Origin of the sequence: Methanobrevibacter sp. AbM4 (assembly GCF_000404165.1) — an archaeon.
GTDB lineage: Archaea > Methanobacteriota > Methanobacteria > Methanobacteriales > Methanobacteriaceae > Methanarmilla > Methanarmilla boviskoreani.
On the sequence record NC_021355.1, the window covers coordinates 772501 to 792230 of the forward strand.

The 19730-nt window shown below is 24.9% G+C and carries 19 protein-coding genes; 11 read left to right on the plus strand and 8 right to left on the minus strand.

Annotation, left to right across the window (positions count from 1 at the left end; genetic code table 11):
• Positions 1-104 precede the first annotated feature (104 nt).
• Positions 105-1646, plus strand: a complete 1542-nt coding sequence (locus ABM4_RS03120; protein ID WP_016358220.1) for a hypothetical protein — start codon at positions 105-107, stop codon at positions 1644-1646.
• A gap of 314 nt (positions 1647-1960) precedes the next feature.
• Positions 1961-2251 carry a hypothetical protein gene (locus ABM4_RS03125; protein WP_016358221.1) on the plus strand — a complete coding sequence of 97 codons (291 nt, stop codon included), beginning with the start codon at positions 1961-1963 and terminating at the stop codon, positions 2249-2251.
• A 307-nt stretch (positions 2252-2558) separates the two neighbouring features.
• Here ABM4_RS03125 and ABM4_RS03130 read toward each other — a convergent pair whose 3' ends face one another.
• Positions 2559-3101, minus strand: coding sequence for a hypothetical protein (locus tag ABM4_RS03130; RefSeq protein WP_016358222.1), 543 nt, complete (start codon positions 3099-3101; stop codon positions 2559-2561).
• Between the two features lie 713 nt (positions 3102-3814).
• Between ABM4_RS03130 and ABM4_RS03135 the strand changes: the two genes are divergently transcribed.
• The gene (locus tag ABM4_RS03135) at positions 3815-4240 is read left to right on the plus strand and encodes a YkvA family protein (protein ID WP_016358223.1); all 426 of its coding nucleotides are present in this window, start codon (positions 3815-3817) and stop codon (positions 4238-4240) included.
• A gap of 300 nt (positions 4241-4540) precedes the next feature.
• Here the strand turns inward: ABM4_RS03135 and ABM4_RS03140 are convergent, their stop codons facing one another.
• Complete coding sequence (locus ABM4_RS03140) at positions 4541-7339, minus strand: hypothetical protein (RefSeq protein ID WP_016358224.1); 2799 nt, start codon at positions 7337-7339, stop codon at positions 4541-4543.
• Positions 7340-7499: 160 nt separating this feature from the next.
• Between ABM4_RS03140 and ABM4_RS03145 the strand changes: the two genes are divergently transcribed.
• Entirely contained in the window at positions 7500-8336 is an 837-nt protein-coding gene (locus ABM4_RS03145; RefSeq protein WP_016358225.1) for a DUF4145 domain-containing protein, read from the plus strand.
• Between the two features lie 250 nt (positions 8337-8586).
• On the opposite strand, the gene ABM4_RS08900 is transcribed toward ABM4_RS03145, so the two are convergent.
• Complete coding sequence (locus tag ABM4_RS08900; protein ID WP_016358226.1) at positions 8587-8751, minus strand: rubredoxin; 165 nt, start codon at positions 8749-8751, stop codon at positions 8587-8589.
• 156 nt (positions 8752-8907) lie between these two features.
• Between ABM4_RS08900 and ABM4_RS03150 the strand changes: the two genes are divergently transcribed.
• Both ABM4_RS03150 and ABM4_RS03155 read left to right on the plus strand, forming a co-directional pair.
• Entirely contained in the window at positions 8908-9675 is a 768-nt protein-coding gene (locus ABM4_RS03150) for an EFR1 family ferrodoxin (RefSeq protein WP_016358227.1), read from the plus strand.
• Positions 9676-9876: 201 nt separating this feature from the next.
• Positions 9877-10362 carry a hypothetical protein gene (locus ABM4_RS03155; RefSeq protein ID WP_016358228.1) on the plus strand — a complete coding sequence of 162 codons (486 nt, stop codon included), beginning with the start codon at positions 9877-9879 and terminating at the stop codon, positions 10360-10362.
• Between the two features lie 1343 nt (positions 10363-11705).
• Here ABM4_RS03155 and ABM4_RS03160 read toward each other — a convergent pair.
• Positions 11706-12485, minus strand: coding sequence for a sulfite exporter TauE/SafE family protein (locus ABM4_RS03160; protein ID WP_016358229.1), 780 nt, complete (start codon positions 12483-12485; stop codon positions 11706-11708).
• A 196-nt stretch (positions 12486-12681) separates the two neighbouring features.
• Here ABM4_RS03160 and ABM4_RS03165 point away from each other — a divergent pair, with 196 nt between their 5' ends.
• On the plus strand, positions 12682-13155 hold the full coding sequence (locus ABM4_RS03165) for a hypothetical protein (protein WP_016358230.1): 474 nt from the start codon (positions 12682-12684) through the stop codon (positions 13153-13155).
• A gap of 338 nt (positions 13156-13493) precedes the next feature.
• On the opposite strand, the gene ABM4_RS03170 is transcribed toward ABM4_RS03165, so the two are convergent.
• Positions 13494-14135, minus strand: coding sequence for a DUF447 domain-containing protein (locus ABM4_RS03170; protein ID WP_016358231.1), 642 nt, complete (start codon positions 14133-14135; stop codon positions 13494-13496).
• A gap of 149 nt (positions 14136-14284) precedes the next feature.
• Between ABM4_RS03170 and ABM4_RS03175 the strand changes: the two genes are divergently transcribed.
• Genes ABM4_RS03175 through ABM4_RS03190 form a run of 4 tightly spaced genes read left to right on the plus strand, consistent with a single transcriptional unit; the run spans position 14285 to position 15924 of the window.
• Positions 14285-14590 (plus strand): hypothetical protein, encoded by a 306-nt coding sequence (locus tag ABM4_RS03175; RefSeq protein ID WP_016358232.1) that lies wholly within the window; start codon positions 14285-14287, stop codon positions 14588-14590.
• 52 nt (positions 14591-14642) lie between these two features.
• Entirely contained in the window at positions 14643-14924 is a 282-nt protein-coding gene (locus tag ABM4_RS03180; protein ID WP_016358233.1) for a hypothetical protein, read from the plus strand.
• A 37-nt stretch (positions 14925-14961) separates the two neighbouring features.
• Entirely contained in the window at positions 14962-15303 is a 342-nt protein-coding gene (locus ABM4_RS03185) for a DUF2085 domain-containing protein (RefSeq protein WP_016358234.1), read from the plus strand.
• 24 nt (positions 15304-15327) lie between these two features.
• A complete protein-coding gene (locus ABM4_RS03190) occupies positions 15328-15924 on the plus strand; it encodes a class I SAM-dependent methyltransferase (RefSeq protein WP_016358235.1) in 597 nt (198 codons plus the stop codon).
• 202 nt (positions 15925-16126) lie between these two features.
• On the opposite strand, the gene ABM4_RS03195 is transcribed toward ABM4_RS03190, so the two are convergent.
• From ABM4_RS03195 to ABM4_RS03205, 3 genes are all read right to left on the minus strand, one after another.
• Positions 16127-17071, minus strand: a complete 945-nt coding sequence (locus ABM4_RS03195; protein ID WP_016358236.1) for a hypothetical protein — start codon at positions 17069-17071, stop codon at positions 16127-16129.
• Between the two features lie 258 nt (positions 17072-17329).
• Positions 17330-17815, minus strand: a complete 486-nt coding sequence (locus ABM4_RS03200; RefSeq protein WP_016358237.1) for a hypothetical protein — start codon at positions 17813-17815, stop codon at positions 17330-17332.
• Between the two features lie 248 nt (positions 17816-18063).
• A complete protein-coding gene (locus tag ABM4_RS03205; protein WP_016358238.1) occupies positions 18064-19623 on the minus strand; it encodes a DUF530 domain-containing protein in 1560 nt (519 codons plus the stop codon).
• Positions 19624-19730 lie beyond the last annotated feature (107 nt).

A 19730-nucleotide genomic window follows, 5' to 3' on the forward strand; every position in this document is an offset into this window, starting at 1 on the left:
ATTTTTATTTAAATATTTTTTAAAATTACTCTTTTTTTTAGATAAGATTTAAATAATAGTGTTATTTATATATTTATTGATATTTTATTAGAACGTGATAAGTTATGGAAAATGAAACGATTGAGCTTTTGCATAAATTAGGTATAAACGAAGAATTAGAATATGATGAGTCAATTCCTATCTTATCTAATTATTTGTCCTCTAAAGTAAAACAATTATCACAACATCTTTGGCAATTTGAAAATGATACATATATATTAACTATTGATTTTAGTAATAAAACATATGAAAATATTACAAAACCTTATGAGGATATGCCAAGTGAAGGTTATATCTTTGATTTTCATGGTAATGTGATTGATGAGATTAAGGCCAAAGAGTTTAGAAATAATGAAGATCCTATTATTAATGTTAGACCTTTTATAGGAACAGTACCTGGGACTGATCATAATTTTTATTGGGAATTCGGTAATCCCCAACTTGATAATAAAAACATTATTCTAGAAGGTGATTCTCCATATAAGTTTGAATTGATTAAGAACTTTATTATTGATTTATCAAATAAGAATATCCCGTCTGTTGTAATAGATGCAAATCATAATTTTGATGATTTGGAAGAATTAATACCTGGCAAAGTTTCAAGAAGTGTTAAGATTTCAGCAAAATCTATTGAAAAACCAGATAATAAGGATCAAATTAATGAAAAAATTCTAAAGAAGGTTGGTGAAAAATACCAGGACTTACCTCAGGAAGTCTATGATAATGTAATGAAAGTGGCAAGTAAAAAATCATTTAATCCTAATTTAAATAATGATCATAAACATAAGGATAAAGTCAATTTCAATCCATTTAGAAGATATCTGGAATATAGTGAAGAGGGTTTTGTTGAAGAGTCTGATTCCTCAGTTGCAAGAAGATTTGTCTTAACATGTTTTAATATATATCCTGAAATTAAATCTAGTGTCCTTAAAGATCTCTATATATTTACAATTAAAGCATTGGCTAAACATAAGAATCTTAATCTTAAACAATTGAAAAATGAGTTAAAATTTGAAAAGGCGGATAATATTGTTGATATATTAAATGATCTTTTTGAAGACGACCCATTCAATAACAGTGGAAAATTTGATTGGTCCTATTTAAACGATTTGTCAGGTAAAGTTAAGATAATAGATATCTCTTCATATAAATATTCTACTCAAAGGTTTGTTTATGATGTTATTTTAAATGATCTTTGGAATTATAGATTAATGAATGGTTTATGGGAATTTCCTTTCTTCATGGTTTTAGATGATGCAGATAATATTGACTTTTCTATAAATTCAATCATGAAGACTATTTTAGATAGAGGTAAAGAATATGGCTGGTCTATTGCATTTTTAATAAATGGTTTGTTAGAGGAAAACTCTTTTGACATGTTAAATTCAATTAAAGATAGAATTTATTTCAAATCATACGCTAATTGCATAGATTCTAATTATAAATCTATAAAATCACTGGAAAATAGTACTAAGGATTGGAAAAATAAATTAATTAATCTGAAAGGGGATGAATCTATTTTAACAACTCACTTTATAATTAATGAGGATGTTTTATTATCTCCTAAACCTATAGTTGTAAAGATTCCAAAAGCATATAAAAATTAATTTTTTATAATTTTTCAATTCTTTAAACTTTTTTTAAAATGGTTTAAAGCCTTTAATTCTATTTATTTTTTGGTTATTTTCAGTTAAAATCTACTGTTTTCCCCTTAAAATCTATTTTTTTATTTTTAATTTTTTTTAAAAATTATTAATTTTCTCTATATTAAATTCTTAAATATTTAAACAATATTTAGATTTTTCATAATCAAATATTAATTTGTATTATTTTACTTAAATTAAAAATCAAAACCTTTATATTAGTTCTTAAACTATTTTCTATATGAAGATTAAAGTCATTTAATTGCGGAGGGGATAAATTGGTAAATAAATATGTTGAATTATTACACAAGTTCAATATTCACGAGAAATTAAATGATGATGAAATTATTCCTAGGTTGGAACATTTTATTGATAGTAAAATTACCATGATTAGACCTGGAATCTATAGATTTGAAAAATCAAATGCTGTTCTTACTGTTAATTTTATAAAAAGGGAGTGTAAGGACGAAATCAAACCAACTAATGAGTCATACGGTAAAAGTTGGATCTTTAATTTTAAAGGAGACAATATTTTGGAATTTACAACAGCTCCAATCTTAAACTTTTAAATTTTTAATTATTACTAAATTATTGTTTCATGTTTTTTTAAATTGATTTTATAATTGTCTTTATTTAAAATTCTTTTTTTTATATTTATTTTAATCTTATAAGCTTTTTATATATTTTTAATAGTGTTTTTATTTTTAAAAATTGTAAAAATAGTTTTTAATGTTGTATTATGTTTTTTTTATTTTTTAAAATTAGTTAAAATTAGTTTTTTAATATTTAATGGAATATGGATTTTTTTATTTAAAAAATATAGGATATTGTCCAATTAATCAAAATAAATGAAAATAAGAAGAAAATGTGAATACTTTAATTATCTTTATTTTTTTCTTCAATCCTTCTTATATTTTTATGTACTAATTCATCAAGTCTGTCAAGACAGTAATAATATAGGGTACAATCATATTTGTCTAAATAAATATTGTCTAATTCCTCAGTGCTTCTATAAATTGATGTGAAGTAACTTAATATGGTTTTAATATTTGATTCTTTAATAATTTCTAATTGTTTCTGATTAAAGTCTTCTCTATTTTCACTTTCCTTATATACTTCGGCAGTGGCATCCTTAATTATTTGTTCATAATTAGGTTCTAGTACGTCATATGCTTTAAGACTTAAATTAAAACGATTAAAATTTATTAAAAATTCCAATTCTTTTTTATTATCCTCTTCTACTTGACTCTCATCTAATATGATCTTATTGTTTTCATTTAAATAATCATATATCTTTTTAAAATAGGGTTTATAATTATTGATTAAAAATTCATAGTATTCTAAGTAGGATAAAGATTTAATATAATCTACAAAGCTTTTATCTAAATATTTATTCATTAATTCACTTTTTGATTCCATGTAAATCCTCTGTTTAAATTTAAAATTTTTTTTAATATCTTACTTTTTTTATTTTATGTTTTTTCTAATATTAATATTATTTTTTTAATTATTTTTTCTTTGGAATTAAAGAAGATAAAAAAATTTTCATTGGGAGAAAAGATAGTAGAATATTTGTTTTTATAGTTTACATAATTTTAAATTAGAAAAATTAAACATGGACAAATATTCTGAGATTTAAAAAATTTATTCAATTTTGATTATTTTATATCATTAAATATTTTATTTAAATTTTAACAAAAAACTAAGGATTAATTAATAAATTCTTATTAGTAAATTTTATATACTAATAAATTCAGAAGTTATTATGGAAATATTTTTTAATATTTTCATTAGGTATATATTATATCGAGGGTACATTTATTGTTCTATTATTTTGAAGATGTTGATGTAAACTTTTTTTTAGGTGATGATGGTGGTAATAGAATAATATCTGTTTATAATAATTTAATTATTATATTGACATAGATTTTTGGTACTGGTCTATGTTAACCTTAAATTTAAGATGATGGTGATTAAAAGGGAATTCGATTTAATATATACCCTTTTTTTATAATATTTAATTATTTGAACATTTTCTCATTTTATCTAAACTGATCTTTATTTTATATAAATTATTACTTAAACGAAATATTTATTAAATAATTTTTAAAAAATAGTAGTGAGGGAATATTATGGAAGTAGATTTTAAAGATTATTATGATACTCTTGTAAATAACTTAAATTGTTTTGAAGGGGAGTATGATTCTTTCATTGATTATGGTCCTAGTTTATATAAGTTATTATGTGATTGTTTAAATTCTAAACAGTTATCCAGTGGTTTACGTTTAAACATTAGTGCTGCAATAGCATACTACGTTGTTCCTATGGATATTATTCCAGAACAGGTATTTGGTCCATATGGCTATATTGATGATATTTACATATCTGTATATGTTTTAAGAAAGGTAGTTAATCAATATGGTTATGATTTTTTACAGGATTTATGGACAGATGATGAGAGTATTGAAGATGTTCTAAATACTTGTTTTGAGGAATCTGTAAAAATCTTACAGGATCAGGTTGATGATATACTTTCATATGTAGGATTAATTGATTAAATTACTATTTTTTTTAATTCTATTGTTTTTTTAATTTCGTGATAAATTATATTATAAAATTTTTAATAAAAAAAGATATTATGATGCTTAACTTTATTTTTTGAGGTATTAATTCAAAACGTAAAAATCGATTACTGAAATTCTTTATTAATAATAATTTTCTTAAAAAGAGATAAAAAAAAGATTTAATTTTTATATGATTTTGACATGTTTATAGTATTTGAATATTTTTTTGTGATTAGTTACATGATTTGTAGAGTCGGATTTGATAGGTTTGTAGTGTTTGGATATTTTTTGTGATTAATCATATAACTTGTAAATCCAGCCATTAGATAATAATAGATTTAAATTATAATTCTCATCGTTTTTGTCTACTTTGAGTCTAAAGTTTAAATTAATAAAACCCTCTTCTTTAGATGGCATAAAGTTTAATTCTTTGTTTGCTGCTTTTATTTTATTAAATATTTTAAATAATTCGGGGTTAATATTATCTATTTTAATCATACCGCTAATAACCTGATGTATATAACCTTCATTATCTGTGTTATTGATTTTATTTGATGTAATGTATTTGCCTTCTGTAATATTATCTGGAGATACTTCATCAGTGTTTTTCTCTTTAGGGCCAATTCTATTAATATCTTTAATTTTATCATTGTTTTCAGAGTTGTTGCTAATTCTTTCAATCATTATTTTCTGCAGGGAATTTTCTATCATTGGAAAATCAATGTTTTCTTTAATGGATTCATAATCCTTTTTAATTTTTTCAATTGAAACTTTAGCTTCTAGTTTTTCATTTAACACATCAACACATTTTTTAGCGTTACTGTAGTTTGAAAACTTATCAAACAATGTGTTTTTATTTCTCACTTCCCATATTCCATATTTGCTAATTGGCTTTACAATACAGTCGGAACATAATTTCTCATAATTTTCCTGATTAAATTCTTTACCACAGAGCATACAGGTTTCTGTATTATCTGTTTTTGAGTTGAATACAATTTCATTAATAATTGTTTCAGGATCTTTGTATTTTAATGATTCATTGGCTTTAAGACATATTTTTCTTACTTCCTCTTCGGATTCTATCCTTTCAATCTCTTTTATATCCTCTTTTCCCCTATATATGATTGCATATCTTCCATTTGTAGGTTGATATATAAATCTACATTTGGGGCAGAATTTTTCAAATTTGTATTTTGAATCAAATGATCTTCCGCATAATTTACAGATTAAACTGTATTTTTCAATGTTTTCATATTCGGGATAATATTTCTCAATGAAGTTTCTGATTTGATTTTTTTCTCTAAAATAATATTGTTCCAAGGTTTTGTTTTCCATTATCAAATCGAACTTCTTTAAATTATTGATTATTACCTCAGTATGTTTGTCTGTGTAATATTTGTTTAACTCTTCCTTGGTAAAATTGTTTTTATGGCTTAATTTAGGTAGAAGAAGATTTATTGCTTTTGCAGTTAAGTATTTCTGTTTACACTCTTTACAGAATTCCTCTTCATTTGATTCCAATAATTTATTACAGATTTTACATGTATTTCCCTCTGAAGGTGTATTGATTTTATTTAATGCATCTTTATAATCATTATAGTATTTAGCATATTCCTTATTTTCCCTTCCCCGTTTTATGTAATAATTAATGGTGAAATAATCAACATCTTCACCTTCACAGGATTCTTTAAGAGTTTTACCCTTCTTAACGTTTTTAATGATTCTTTTCCATTCTTTGTTTGAAATGGTGGTTTTTTCAAAATTGTCTTTAATACTAATATATTCTTTGTAGAGTTTGTTGAATGGTTCTTCCTTGGATTCTCCTTTTTTAATCCATTCATTTAGTTGATTAAAATCAATGTTTATAATCATGGAAACTTCTTCTAATGTTTTACCATTCTTAAGTAGGGTTACAATCTGTCCATAGTATTGATTGAATAGGTTTATTTCGTTTTTATCATCTGATTCTACTTTTTTAAGATTCTCTTTATCAATTAAATAGAAATTGTCCTCGTCATCTATTACAATCGCATCCCTTTCTTCCAGGAGTTTTATGATTTTTTTAACCTCATAATTGGTGTAATCTAATTCATCGGTTAAATAATCAATTGAATAAGGTATTTCTGAACCTATTTTATCGAATAAATCCTTTAGTTTTTTCTCCTCAATATTTTTAAAAATATGTTTATCTTCCTGACTTATATGGGAGTATTTATTTATAAAATCTATTAAGTCCTGATTGATTTTAAAGAAATATTGATTTTCATTTGAAAAGATGGAATTTAAATTATATAATAGTGTGGTAACACCTGCAATCATTTCAGAATCATAGTTATAGAATTCTTCATCATTCATTAATTGGTTCACTGATATTACTTGGTTTAAAGTTAAATCTCCATATAATAACTTAAGATTGTTTGCAACTTTTTTGTTACAACTGTTGCATGTTCTGCTTGGGGATTTATTATCTAAAGGTTTATCACATATTTCACATTTATCTGATTCTTTCTGGATTTCTTCTTGTTCGTTTAGATATTTTAATCTTTTTTGATGAAGTTTAGGATAAAATAGTAATTCCGCTTCATTTAAAACCTTTTTCAGGTTTTCAACAATCTCTTTCTGATTATTAATTTCCCCTAAATCTAAAAATTCTTCTTCTCCGTCGATTTTGTTGATTTTAATTCGTTTAAGAGATTTTAATTCCTCTGATTTGTTATGATTGGATTGATAATTTCTGTAGTAGATATTTATTCCGCAATGGATTTCATTAGTGTTTAAATCCTTTAAGAAATGACTATTGTTTTTTTCTCCAAAAATATTGAAATTTAAAAAGAGGATTGTTTTACCTGCATCAAATCCCTTTTCACTTTCATCGTAATTAAATCCGAAGAAATAATGGGATTCAAAGTTTCTTTTAATTCTTGAAAACCAAATTCTTTTTGATTTGGAATAATATTTAGGGTTTTCAATATGTTTATTCCCATATTTTTTAGTAAAATTAATTTTTTGAGTAAATTCTTGTTGAAAAGTGAAAAATAGCTGATTTTCTGCTCTTTCAATATCATCGGAGTTATCTAGTATTATGTAGTCCATATTATCCCTTAAATAATATAATAATTATTAATAATTTTGATTATCTTTATTTAAATTTATTCCTATAATTTTTTAGTTTTAAAATTTTTAATATATAAACTATATTAAGGAAATGATAATATAATAATAACTTAAATAAATTTAATATTGATGTGGTAAAATGTCTGATTTCTGTTTCGAATTTTTATATTCATTTGACGGGGAATTATTAGAAAAATGTGTGGAAATGGAGGCTTATATCCGTAATGGGTATTATACTGATTCTATTATTACAGCAAGGGTAATTGGGGAAAACACCATAGAAAAAATTGCTAAAATGGAAAATATTGATTTTAATGAATCTGAAGCCAATAATCAAAAAGATAAAATAAGTTTATTATTTAAGGTTAATATTATTAATGAGCCTACAGCTAATTCATTTGATAATATTCGAGTATTTTCAAATAATGTGGCGCATGGTGTTTATAGGAGTACTTTGGAATCTGCGTTAAATGTTCATCGTAATGTTTATAATATTTTAACTTTCTACTATTCTAAATATGGTGGGGATGATGATTTCCATAAAAAACCTTATGATTATGATCCATTTCATATGAGAAAGCCAATTAATTCAATGATTAATTTCCATATGGATGATAATGAAATTGAAGAGAATGCATTCTTATTTGAAATCAATGAAATTAAAAAAATGCTCAGTGAAAAGAATGGGGAACTTGATTCAGGTTATAAACAATCAATAAACGATAAAACTGATAATGAGGATAAGCATATTGAAGATTTCATTGAAATTAACAGTGATGACAATGATTTAATTGATGGTAATGATTTAATGGACAATAAAAATAGAGGTCTTATGGATGATTTTAAGGATGAGGGATTGATTTTAGATCCTATTGATTTTGATTCATTAAATAAAGAAGGGATAAAACCTGCAGATGATAGTGATTTAAGTAAAATAAAATCTTTAATAAATAAACGTTTTAAAAATGATAAATAATTTATTTTTAATTTATTTTAGTTTTTTTTAAATTTTTTATTCATTAAGTTTTGCTTTTAATTGATTTAGTCTAATTATAATTTGTTCTATTTTTTTAATAATTGGAAATTACTGTTTTTTTATAGTTTAGTTGTAAACAATATTCTTTATAGAATTAAATTAAAGATTATTGTATTTTATAAAAAAATATGGGAATATTTTTTAGTGTATATAAAATACAATTTAATGGTTAGGAAGATTTATATAATTATTAATCTTCAATTTTTACCCAGAATGTTGGAAGTATTCCTTTGCATATTGGACATTCCCCACCAGGAATATCCTCAACCTTAGTTCCTGGAGCAATGTTGTATTTTTCATCACCTAATTTCTCATCATAGATATATCCGCAATTTTCACATTTATATTTAGCCATAATATCACATCATTATTAAATAATATTATATATTTTAACTAATTAAACTATTCTTTTAATAGTTTTTTCCATACATTAGAATATGTGTTTAAAAAACTATTTATATAAAAAGTTAGTTATTATATAAGAAAAGTATTAAGGGTAAAATGTGATAATATGATTTTATATTTTTCTGGAACAGGTAATAGTAGATTTATTGCTGAAGGCTTAAATAAAATATGTGATGATGAACTAATTAATCTTAAAGACTTAATGAAAAATGGGGGAACAGGGGAATTACATTCAGATAAACCTTTTGTTTTTGTTTTACCAATTCATGCTTTTAGAATTCCTGGAAAAATCAGTGAGTTTATTGAAACTATTAAGTTTACAGGATCTTCTGATGCTTATTTTATTGTTGACTGTGGTGGAAGTCCAGGTAATGCATTAAAATACATCAAGAATACATGTAAAAAGGTTAATCTTCAACTAAAAGGTTTTGATGCCATAAATATGCCTGCAAGTTATATTGTTATGTATAATCCTCCTGATGTAAATAGCGAGGCTGTTCATGATTCATTAGTCTATCAAAAATCCCAAATTGAAAGGATTGGAAGGGATATCAATGAAGGTAAGGAATTCTTTAACAGACCGTCTGATTTTAAAGGTAAGATACAATCCTCAATTTTAAATCCAATATTTGTAAAGATGATGATTAAAACAAAGGATTTTGCAGTATCTGATAAATGTGTAAAATGTGGCAGCTGTGTTTTAAGATGTCCATTAAATAATGTGTTTTTCAATGGTAAACCAGAATGGGGAGATAATTGTATGCATTGTATGGCTTGTCTTTCAGGTTGTCCCTCCAATGCAATTGAATACGGAAATAAAACAGTTGGAAGAAATAGATATTATCTTTTAAAACATTATGGTGATGTTAATTAAAATAAAATAATTAAATATCAATATTGTCTTATTCTTTATTGATTTTAAATAAGATTTTTGATTTTTAAACTTTAATAATCTTTTTTTTAAATATTTTTTAAATTTAAATACAATAATATACCTATTAATATATTTTACTAAGGAAATGTTATATAATATAAAAATTATATTATGATTGATTTAAAATTATAAAGTGATTTCATGGTTAGAAAGATCTGTGAGTATTGTGGTAAGCCATTTTATAGTAAGGGACATAATGCTCAGAAAATGCATAAGAAATGTGCACAGTTAAAACATAAGGAAGATAATGCTAGACGTCTTCGTCATCAAAGACATATCTTTAAAGTATGGCTTGAAAGCTGTGAAATTGATAGAATTCATAATCAAACACCTCCTGAAATGGGTTTTATGCAAAATGATTATGATATGTATAATCATTGGTTAGGTGGAAATACTAAATATCTACAGTCACCTACATTTGGATATACTAAAGAGGGTAAACCTAAACCTAATAGATTTTCAAATCTACCTAAGGAACGTGAGAAACAGATTAGGGAGATCCATTCCAAGATTGAGAAAGAGAAGAACTTCATATTCTGTAGTGGTCAGCAACATAATACAAACTACATGTCCGCCTATTATTCAAGATATGAGGATAATTTTGGAGTTTCCTATGACGGTTTTTAATTTTTAACATCTTTTTATCTATTTTTTGATAGTTTTTTAATTTTTACAAGTTTAATCTAATTGCTTTTTTGTATTTTAAATTTTTATAATAAATTTGATCCTTTTTTTAAAAGTATTTTTGATATATAAATTGTATTTTAATATTCCCGTATAATATTAGTCATTTTTATTTTATTGTTTATATGTTAAATGTATAGTGTATTCAAGTAAAAATAGATCATTATACTAAATTTTAGATGTAAAATTAAGATTAATTTCATAGTTTTAGTATTATTTTAAAATAGTTTTAATAATATTTTGTAAAACTTTTAATGAAAAATAGCAAGCTTTATATTTAGAAAAAATATAATTGATTTTATGAAAATCAGAATGGTTTTCATATGTTTTGAAATGAATTTATTAGATAATATTTTAATTAAACAATTTTTTATTTTTATTGATTTATGGAAAATTAAGTTATTTAGGAATAATATTTTGGACTCATTTTCAAAACAATCTTATATTATTTTCTAGAATTCAGTAAATATTTGCTGTAGTATTTATTTGATAAGGAATTCTAGCTAGTCTTTATAAATTAGATTTAGCTCCCACTATTATTTTATAAATCTATATTTTCTAAGGCTTCCAAATTACAGTAGTATCTAGTTTCACTCTTACTAGATACTTTTTTTATACTTTTTTCTATTTTTAGTTTTTTCGCATTGATTTTTGATTAAATCTAATAATTTTTCTTGTTTTTATATCGGACTATCCTTTCTAATTTTTCATGACTTTATTTGTATATCGATTATTTTTTCCATAGGTTCTTCCTTATTTTTTAGGTAAATCTATTTATTTTTAGTCTATTTCATTTATATTTAAAAATTTTCTTAAATTTTTCTATTTTTGCCTGTTTTTTATTTTTAGTTTTGTTTTTTAGTCCTTTTTTGATTCTCTTTATTTTGCATACATTATATACTGATAAGAAAGACATCGTGTTTTCTTAATTCTATTTTTATATTTGTTTATTTGCTTATTTGTTCCTGGTTTTAATAGATGGGCTGTTTTTGCTGTTTTTATATAATCTAAAGGATTTTAAATGGATTTTTTATTTTATTAAATAATTAAAAAATTAGCATTTTTTAAAATATCTAAAAAACTGATATTTCGATAAACATATCTGCTAGAAATATTAGATTTTATAAAGTTAGGTATGGGAAGTGTTGTTTTTAATATTTGGAGAAATATGAATATTAATAATATTAGATTTTATAAGGTTAAGTATGGGAAGTGTTGTTTTTAATATTTGGAGAAATATGCTGTTATAAAGTTGGAAAAATGGGAAAATTCTATTTTTTTAATATTTAGATAAACATGGCTACTCCAAATATTAAATTTAATGAAATTAGGATAAGGGGAAGTGCTTTCTCTAGCTTTTCCTTATTTATTCTATTTAATACTTTAGGGCCTATGACTGCTCCAATTATTGTACCTGAACATAAAAGCACAACAAGCATCAAATCAATTCTTCCTAAAAATCCGTATGTACAGATTCCACCGATGGAATTAAAAATCAATACAAAAATTGTAGTACCGATTACTGTTGTGGCATTATATCCTAACATAAGTAGGACCAATTGTATTGGTGGCGTTCCACTTAAACCAAATAAACCTGCAAGTATTCCACCAAGAACACCAAACAATGGAACGAATATCTTTTTATATCCGGTAAGTTTAACATGTGATTTTTTCTCTATTTTTTCCTTGGATCTCTGTTCTTTAATGTAATTCTTAAGATTTATTAATGCAAGTGTTAGAAATAGAACACCAAATAATATTTTAAGAAGCTTTGCTCCAATCAGGGTCCCAATATATCCTCCTATAAAGGTTCCTAAAAATCCACCAACACCTAGAATAATTCCCGTTTCAATATCCACATTATTGTTTTTATTATGATTATATGCACCAACAGCTGTGGTTGGAAGAACCGTTGCAAGAGAACTGGCTACTGCTACCTGTGGATCTATTCCTAACATAATTAGTATGGGGGTGTAAAGTCCTCCACCTCCCCCTCCAATTATTGTTACAAATAGACCAATAAGGAAACCTAAAATTGGAAGTATTATCATTGTTGTAAAATTCATATAATATTGGTATTTATTAATTAATCAATATAAAATTTTAAATTATGTTTTTGCTATATTGATTCTTTCTATAATCTGTTAAAGCATTGTCCATAAAATACTTTAAGTATAAAAGATAATATGAAATAATATGTATGAAAGATTATAACCTATTTGCAATAATCTTTTAAAATTATTTTAAATAAAATATTAAGAGGTGTTTAATATTTCAGAAGGTGGAGATAAGTCTTCTAAAAGGATGAGAACACTAATTATTTGTATTATTATCATAATAATTGCTATTGTTGGAATTTGGGCTATTGTAGACCATAATCTAACATTAAATGTTGCTGGACATGAGTTCAATACTCCTATGGGATATAGTGTTAATAATTCTTTATCAAATAATTCAACAGATAATATCTCTATTAATGCAGTTCAAATTGAAAACGGAACTGATTATTATAGATTTACTGTTATAAGTCATGAAGAGAATAAAATTGTGTCTCCTTCAGACGCAGTTATATCAATAAATAATTCTGAGAATGTTACAATTAAAAATCATAAGGGTGTAATTATAAACAAAAATAAGAAAGATCAATCCTTTATGTATAAGGATGGTTCTGATGAAATTGTGATTAGAACGTCAAACCCTAATGAAAATGCATTTGCAGATGTTATTAAGAACTAATTATTTTCTTTTTTTAATATTTTTTTTATAAATTTGTTTTATTAAGGGTTTAAAATCTTTTTTTAAGTTTTATAATACATGTTTTAAATAAAAATAGTTTATATTCAAGTTATAAATCTTAGTTCTAATTTATTTTAAATAAATTTGTATTTTTGATAAAAAGAGTTTATAGTTTAACTGTATTTTATTTACTCACTAATTTTAATGATATTCATATAAAATAATTTTTTTTTATTAATGATTTATATTAATAAAGTAGATATTTTTCTTGTTTTTCTAAATAGAATTTATTAATAAACTTTAAAAAAATAGTAAATTCAATAGAATAGTTTTTTAAACTATTCTACATCAAATCCTTTTTTACTCATATTTTCTCCAAGTAACTTCATAGCTTCCTTGGTTTTATTATCTGCTATTCTGTCAATTACTCTTTTATTTTCATTATATCTTCCAATATAATATTCCTGCTGATTTTCATCCACTAAATCAAGACGGGTAAAATTGGTTAATGATTCAATAAGGCAGCACAAACCTCTGTTTAATGCCTTGGCACATGGATTGTTTTTAACAATCTTGTCCACTCTGGCATTAATCAGATAAGCTTCTCCATGAGCATTGACATGATCTGCAATTGGTTCCATTTTTTCAATATTGTTAACTTTACAGTATATATAAGCCTCGGCATCTTTCATTAGAGGAACATCCTCATCATCAGTAAATTCGTCCTCATCCAGATTACCTACAGTGGCTTTAACGAAAGCTATTGGGTTACTTGTAATATTAATAACATACCTTTTAGTATCTTGAATGTTTTTAAGGGTTTGACTTCCTACAAATATTCTACATCCAATTTCATTATCTGCCTTACAGTTAATACCAATTGGTGCTGCGTCTTTAACTCCGTCCTTGCTTATTGTAGTATAAATTCCCTCATAATGTAATCCTTCTTCCATTCCTAAACTTTTTAAATCATTTGACATCTAATCTCTCCTTTTAATGTGATTAAAATAATTAATAAATACTATTAATTTTAATAAATATAATTTTTATTCTATTTTTTTAAATAAAAGAAATATTTTTATATTATGAAGTTATATTATAATCTCGTAAATAATTGCTATGTGTTAATATGAGTGAAAAATGTTCTACTTGCAGTGTTGATTTAGAAGAAGGTTATAGACAATGTCCTAATTGTCTGAAAATTATTAAGGAAGATTTGCCTACTTGTCCATATTGTAATGTTAACTTAGTTCCTGAAGAACATATTGAGATTATTGAAAGAAATAAACTGTTAACTATATGCCTTATAATCTCTTTAATTATTTTAATTCTGGAAAATTCAAACTTCCTATCATGGATATTTTATTTTCAATTGGTTGTTATTACCATAATCTTATATTATGCATTAAATTGGTTTATTAATAAACAGGTTTGATAATAAATTTTAATTATTATAAATTATATAAATTATGAATGGAGGATATTAAATGTGGTGGATTTTTGACACTATAAATAATCTAATATTATCACTTGCTTGTTGTTGTATTGGTCTGATTCTTATTAGTTTCATTTTTGGTTTTGGTTTTATGGATCAGAACACTATGGAACAAAGTCAATATGAGGACAATCAAAATCAGGCTTCAAGTGTTAATAATACTCATATGAGTAATATTAACAATGTTTCTGTTGACAGTGATAATAGTTCTTATAATATTTCAGGGGTAGATGAAAATGGTACTCCCGTTAGAATAAACATAGTACATGGTTAATTTATTTTTTATTTAATTTTTTTATGTTGTGTATAAAATGAGTTTCAATCCATTAAATTTGATATGTCATAGGATGCCGGAGAGAACTTTCTCTTATAAAGGTCATTATTTTCCAGTTTGCGCTAGATGTACAGGATTTTATATAAGTCTATTTGCTTATTTTGTGTATACTTTTTTCTTCTTTGTTAATTATACTCCTACTTTGCTTCTAGTGGCAATATTGCTAAATGTACCTGCAGGTATTGATGGAACTACACAATATTTTGGATTAAGGGAAAGTAACAATTACTTAAGATTAGTAACAGGTCTTTTAGGTGGAATTGGACTTGGAATATTAGTAAAGGCTTTCAAATATTATATTTATTTAGGTGTAATCTAATTTTGTATTAAATAGGTAGAAATTATGGATGAGATAGATAAAAAATCTAGTAAAGATTTTATTGATACGGAGTATATTTTAAAAATTTTGGAATTGGATAAGGTTAATTCTTTTTTGGATATAGGATGTGGTGACGGACATATTTCATTTGCTGTTAATAAATTAAATGAAGATGCAATAATTTATGCAGTTGACAAATCAGAAGATGCAATAAACTATGTTAATGATAAAATAAACAAGGATAATGTTAAAAATATTAAAGCTATTTGTTGTGATGTAGATAAACATATCCCACTTAAGGACAATACAGTAAATATGGTTTTAATGATTAATGTTTTCCATGAATTTAAAACTAAAAGGGATAAATATAAAGTATTGTCCGAGATTAAAAGGGTTTTAACTCCTGGTGGTCAGGTTGCCCTTGTAGAATTTAGAAAGGTTCCAATGTCTTTTGGTCCAGATTTTAAATATAGATTATCTCATAATGAATTGGAGAAGTATTTTTATAATCAGGGATTTGCAATTGAGATTCTCAATGAAAGATTGGGAATTAAGACCAAATACGGATATTCCCATTATTTAATTATTTTCTCAGAACAAGAGTTTATAAGTATTCCTTAAATGGTTATACTTTATTTGCTATTTTTTTAATATTAAACCCTTTCATCTTTTTTTTAATATCTAACTTTTTTTAATCGGTTTTCAATATTTTTATCTTTAGCTATTTTCAATCCTTCATACCTTTTTTCAATAATTTTTCTAGTAGAAATATATTAAAGTTTTCATCCTCTACTTTCGAATAATTTTTTAAATCAGTATTCTATCATTTACCTGTTCTATTGGTTTTATTTTCATTTGTCATGACAACTTTAATTAGGCTTGAATTCGTTTCATTCTTATCATTGTTTAATTCCTTATCATAATAATTGCTCCAGCCATATTCCCTATAAGGAAATGCAGTCCATGAGTTATTGGTTAACATTATTTGTACGCTTCTATGGTTTTTAGAAAATAAAGTAGGATATTCAATTACCCTGACAGTATATCCTGCATTGGCTAATGATTCATAAAGATATTCGGAGAAACCCCAACAGTCTCCATATTTGTTTGATTTTAGTCCTGATGAGGATGAGTAAGTTTGTCCATATAATTTATATGTGTATTTTTTAAAGGTATCCTCAGATATTTTTTCAAAATCGTCGTAATCCTCTACACAGTATCCATATATAAATTTATTTGTACCTAGTTCAGTTCCAAAACCTGAATAAACGGTTATGTTGTGAAGTTGATAGGTTTTGTTTGAATTTTTATATTTTAGATTTAATGTGGTTTGTTTATCCTTTAAGAAATAAATATTATTGGAACTTGTTTTATTGTCCTTTTCAATATGTATATTGGTTCCATTATCTACCAGGACTGTTGAATTAGATTTAATATTTGGGATATCTGTGTATAGGAGATAATGGTCTCCATCACTTAGATTTAAATAATCTTTCCTAATCGTAATATTATAGTCTTTCCAGTCTGGATCATTATAGGGATAAACGGTTGAGATATTGTTTACACCAGGATTAATATTTTCGCTTGTCGGATTTTTATTTTTTGTATTGTTGTCTATCTTTTCCTGATTTGGATTTCCCGTATTACTTGGATGTTTTACGTCCATAGATGCATATGGATTTTCAATATCTACAGAAAATGCTCCTAATGTAAATATGCCTAAAATAATTAATAATATAACCAATAAAATAAGGACAGTTTTTTTCATCTAATTCTTCCTTTAATGTCTAATTTTTATTAATCAAACAATATCTGGTTTTATTTTATTTAAAAAATATTCAATTATCATTTGAGGAATATTCGATTTTTTAGTTAAATAGAATATTTTATCATTATGTTGGTGAAATTCTATTTTAATTAATAATCTTTAAAAAAAATAATTTTCTCAATTTCTAAGGTAATCCCATAGGTTTGTTGGTTGAATTGTTATGGTGTAAATATCAAATGATTTTTTAGAATAAACTATTCATTTTTTATTTAAAATGTAATATACAGATCTTATTGGTATTCCAGTTTCCTTGGATATGTTCTGGACTTTAAGTCCATCCCTCTTCATTTGTCTGATTTTTTCTTTAAGCTCATCGGGGTATTTACTTTTATATCCCTTTAATTTAATATCTGAGTATTTTTCAATAATATAATAGACTTGTTTGGTTTTAATGTTTACCTCATCGGATATTTCCGCAGCTTTATATCCATTGTTTTTAAGCTCAATTACATTATCAATTAACTCTTTGGAGAATTTAGGTTTTGCACCTTGTTTGTATTCGATTTCAACATTTATATCTAGTTGCTCAAGTGCATTCAAATATTTTTCCGGAATTCTATCATATAGGCTTTTGGAGCATGTTATCAACTTAAGTTCAGGGTTCTCATTAATAAGTTCCATAATCTTTTTAGAACTTAAGGCCTCTGTAATATGTATCTTGTAATTATTGTCTTCATCACTCATAAATGACCCTAAAAATTATTTATTTGTTAAAAGTTTGTCTAAGTTATAAGAAATTATTAATTGTTATAATATAATAATTTAACCTTTTAATATTGCTTTTAAAAATAGGGATAAATTGATATGTTCATTTAATATCATGATTTACAAATTATTTAGATATAAAATCTTATTTAAAATCTATAAATAGGTGGTATAAATTTTAAATTGTATTTTAAAAATAGTGTTTAAAAGAATTTTATAGAAATTAATTAGCTTTTAATTAATTCTAAAAATTTCTTACTTTTATCATTTTTTGGTTTTGCAATGTTTTCAATATTCTTTGATTCTTTTTTAACATCTTTAACATCTAAATTAAAGCTTTTAGCACATTCCTCTATAGGAATAGTTCCTTCATTATAAATCATTGCAGCTCCAAGTGCCTGATAATTGACTTTAAGATTGGAATTTTTAAGTTCCTCTTCCAATTTGAACTTTTTATGTAAAATCAAATCCATTTCCTTTACAGGAAGAATATTTTCATGTTCCTTCTTGTTTAGTAATTCGATAGCTTTTGTAAATGTTATTTGGAAAATTTTACGTTGTTGGCGATCTATTTCACTACGTATGTATGGGAAAGGTCCACTTTGTCTTTTACGTTTGTCATTAGAACTTGTAAGGTAATATTTGAAAATGTCCCATAGAATGAGGGAAGGTGCAATATTAATGAAGACAGATTTTTCAAGTAACTGCCTATTTCTTAAATCGATTTCTAGTGTTCTGTTTAAATCTCCATTTCCATATTTGAGATTTGCATCTTTTAAATCAGCATCTATTTTTTCTTCTCTCCATGCTTCTATAGAATCTGTTTCATCTAAAAATCCTGGATTTGCAGTTTTTGCATTAATTACAATTTCATCATATTTATTTAATTTATCAATATCTTTGATGTTTTCTTTGAGAATTTCATCTTTATGTCTATTTGCAATTAATTCTGCAAGTTTAACATATCCAATGGCCAGGGCGGTTCTTGTATTCTTATCATCAATTATTGCAGGTTTGGTTCTATGAAATTGTAAAGCTTCAATACGCACATTTTTTCCATATCTTTTTCTAATTTCCTCTTCATAGCTATTTACATAGTCTGAACCAAGAGATACTCGTTTTCTGATTAATTTTTTATCTTCTCTATAACGAATAATTAATGATACTGTTTTTACAGAACCTTTACGTTCCTGTTTCAGCATATTGATGACTTTCTTAAAGGATTCCCTACCCCACTTAGTTAACTCACTCATTTTTACCATATAATCTCCAGCAAGGGGGAGGTATGGAATAATGTCAACTCTATGATTGCCGTTTTTATTGATGGAAAAGGAGTATTCTGTTTTACCGCAATCACATTCTGCTTTATAATTGTCAATTCTATAGGTTTTATTACAATTCTTGCAGTGAATTAATCCATATTCTTCTAGATTACCTAATGCTATTTTATGTGCATCAATGGCTGATTTGACTCTATCTAAAATGTTTTTCTTTGCAGATGCTTTTAATCTGAAGTATTGGTTGTGTCTATGTGTTTCTGATGCTTCCTCTGCAGTTACATCTGCTACAGTACTGATACCATATTTACTAAGTGATCTGTAGGGTGATGTATAACCCTGTGTATCCATAGTTTCTTTAAATTCTTGAAGAATGTTTAAGTGATTATTTAAATTGTCATATGTTTTTTTAAAATATTCAAAATCTGATAATCTGCTTGTTTCTATTTGTTCTTCTGATATTTTTTTTAGATATTCTTCAGCTTTTGTAATTAATCTATTTGAATCCATTAACTCACCGTGAGGACTTTTATAAAATCTATTGCCGCCTATAGACTTTAAAGTAAGTTATTATTTTGTTTTCAAACTTTTATTTAAAAATAAAATTTACTCTTCTA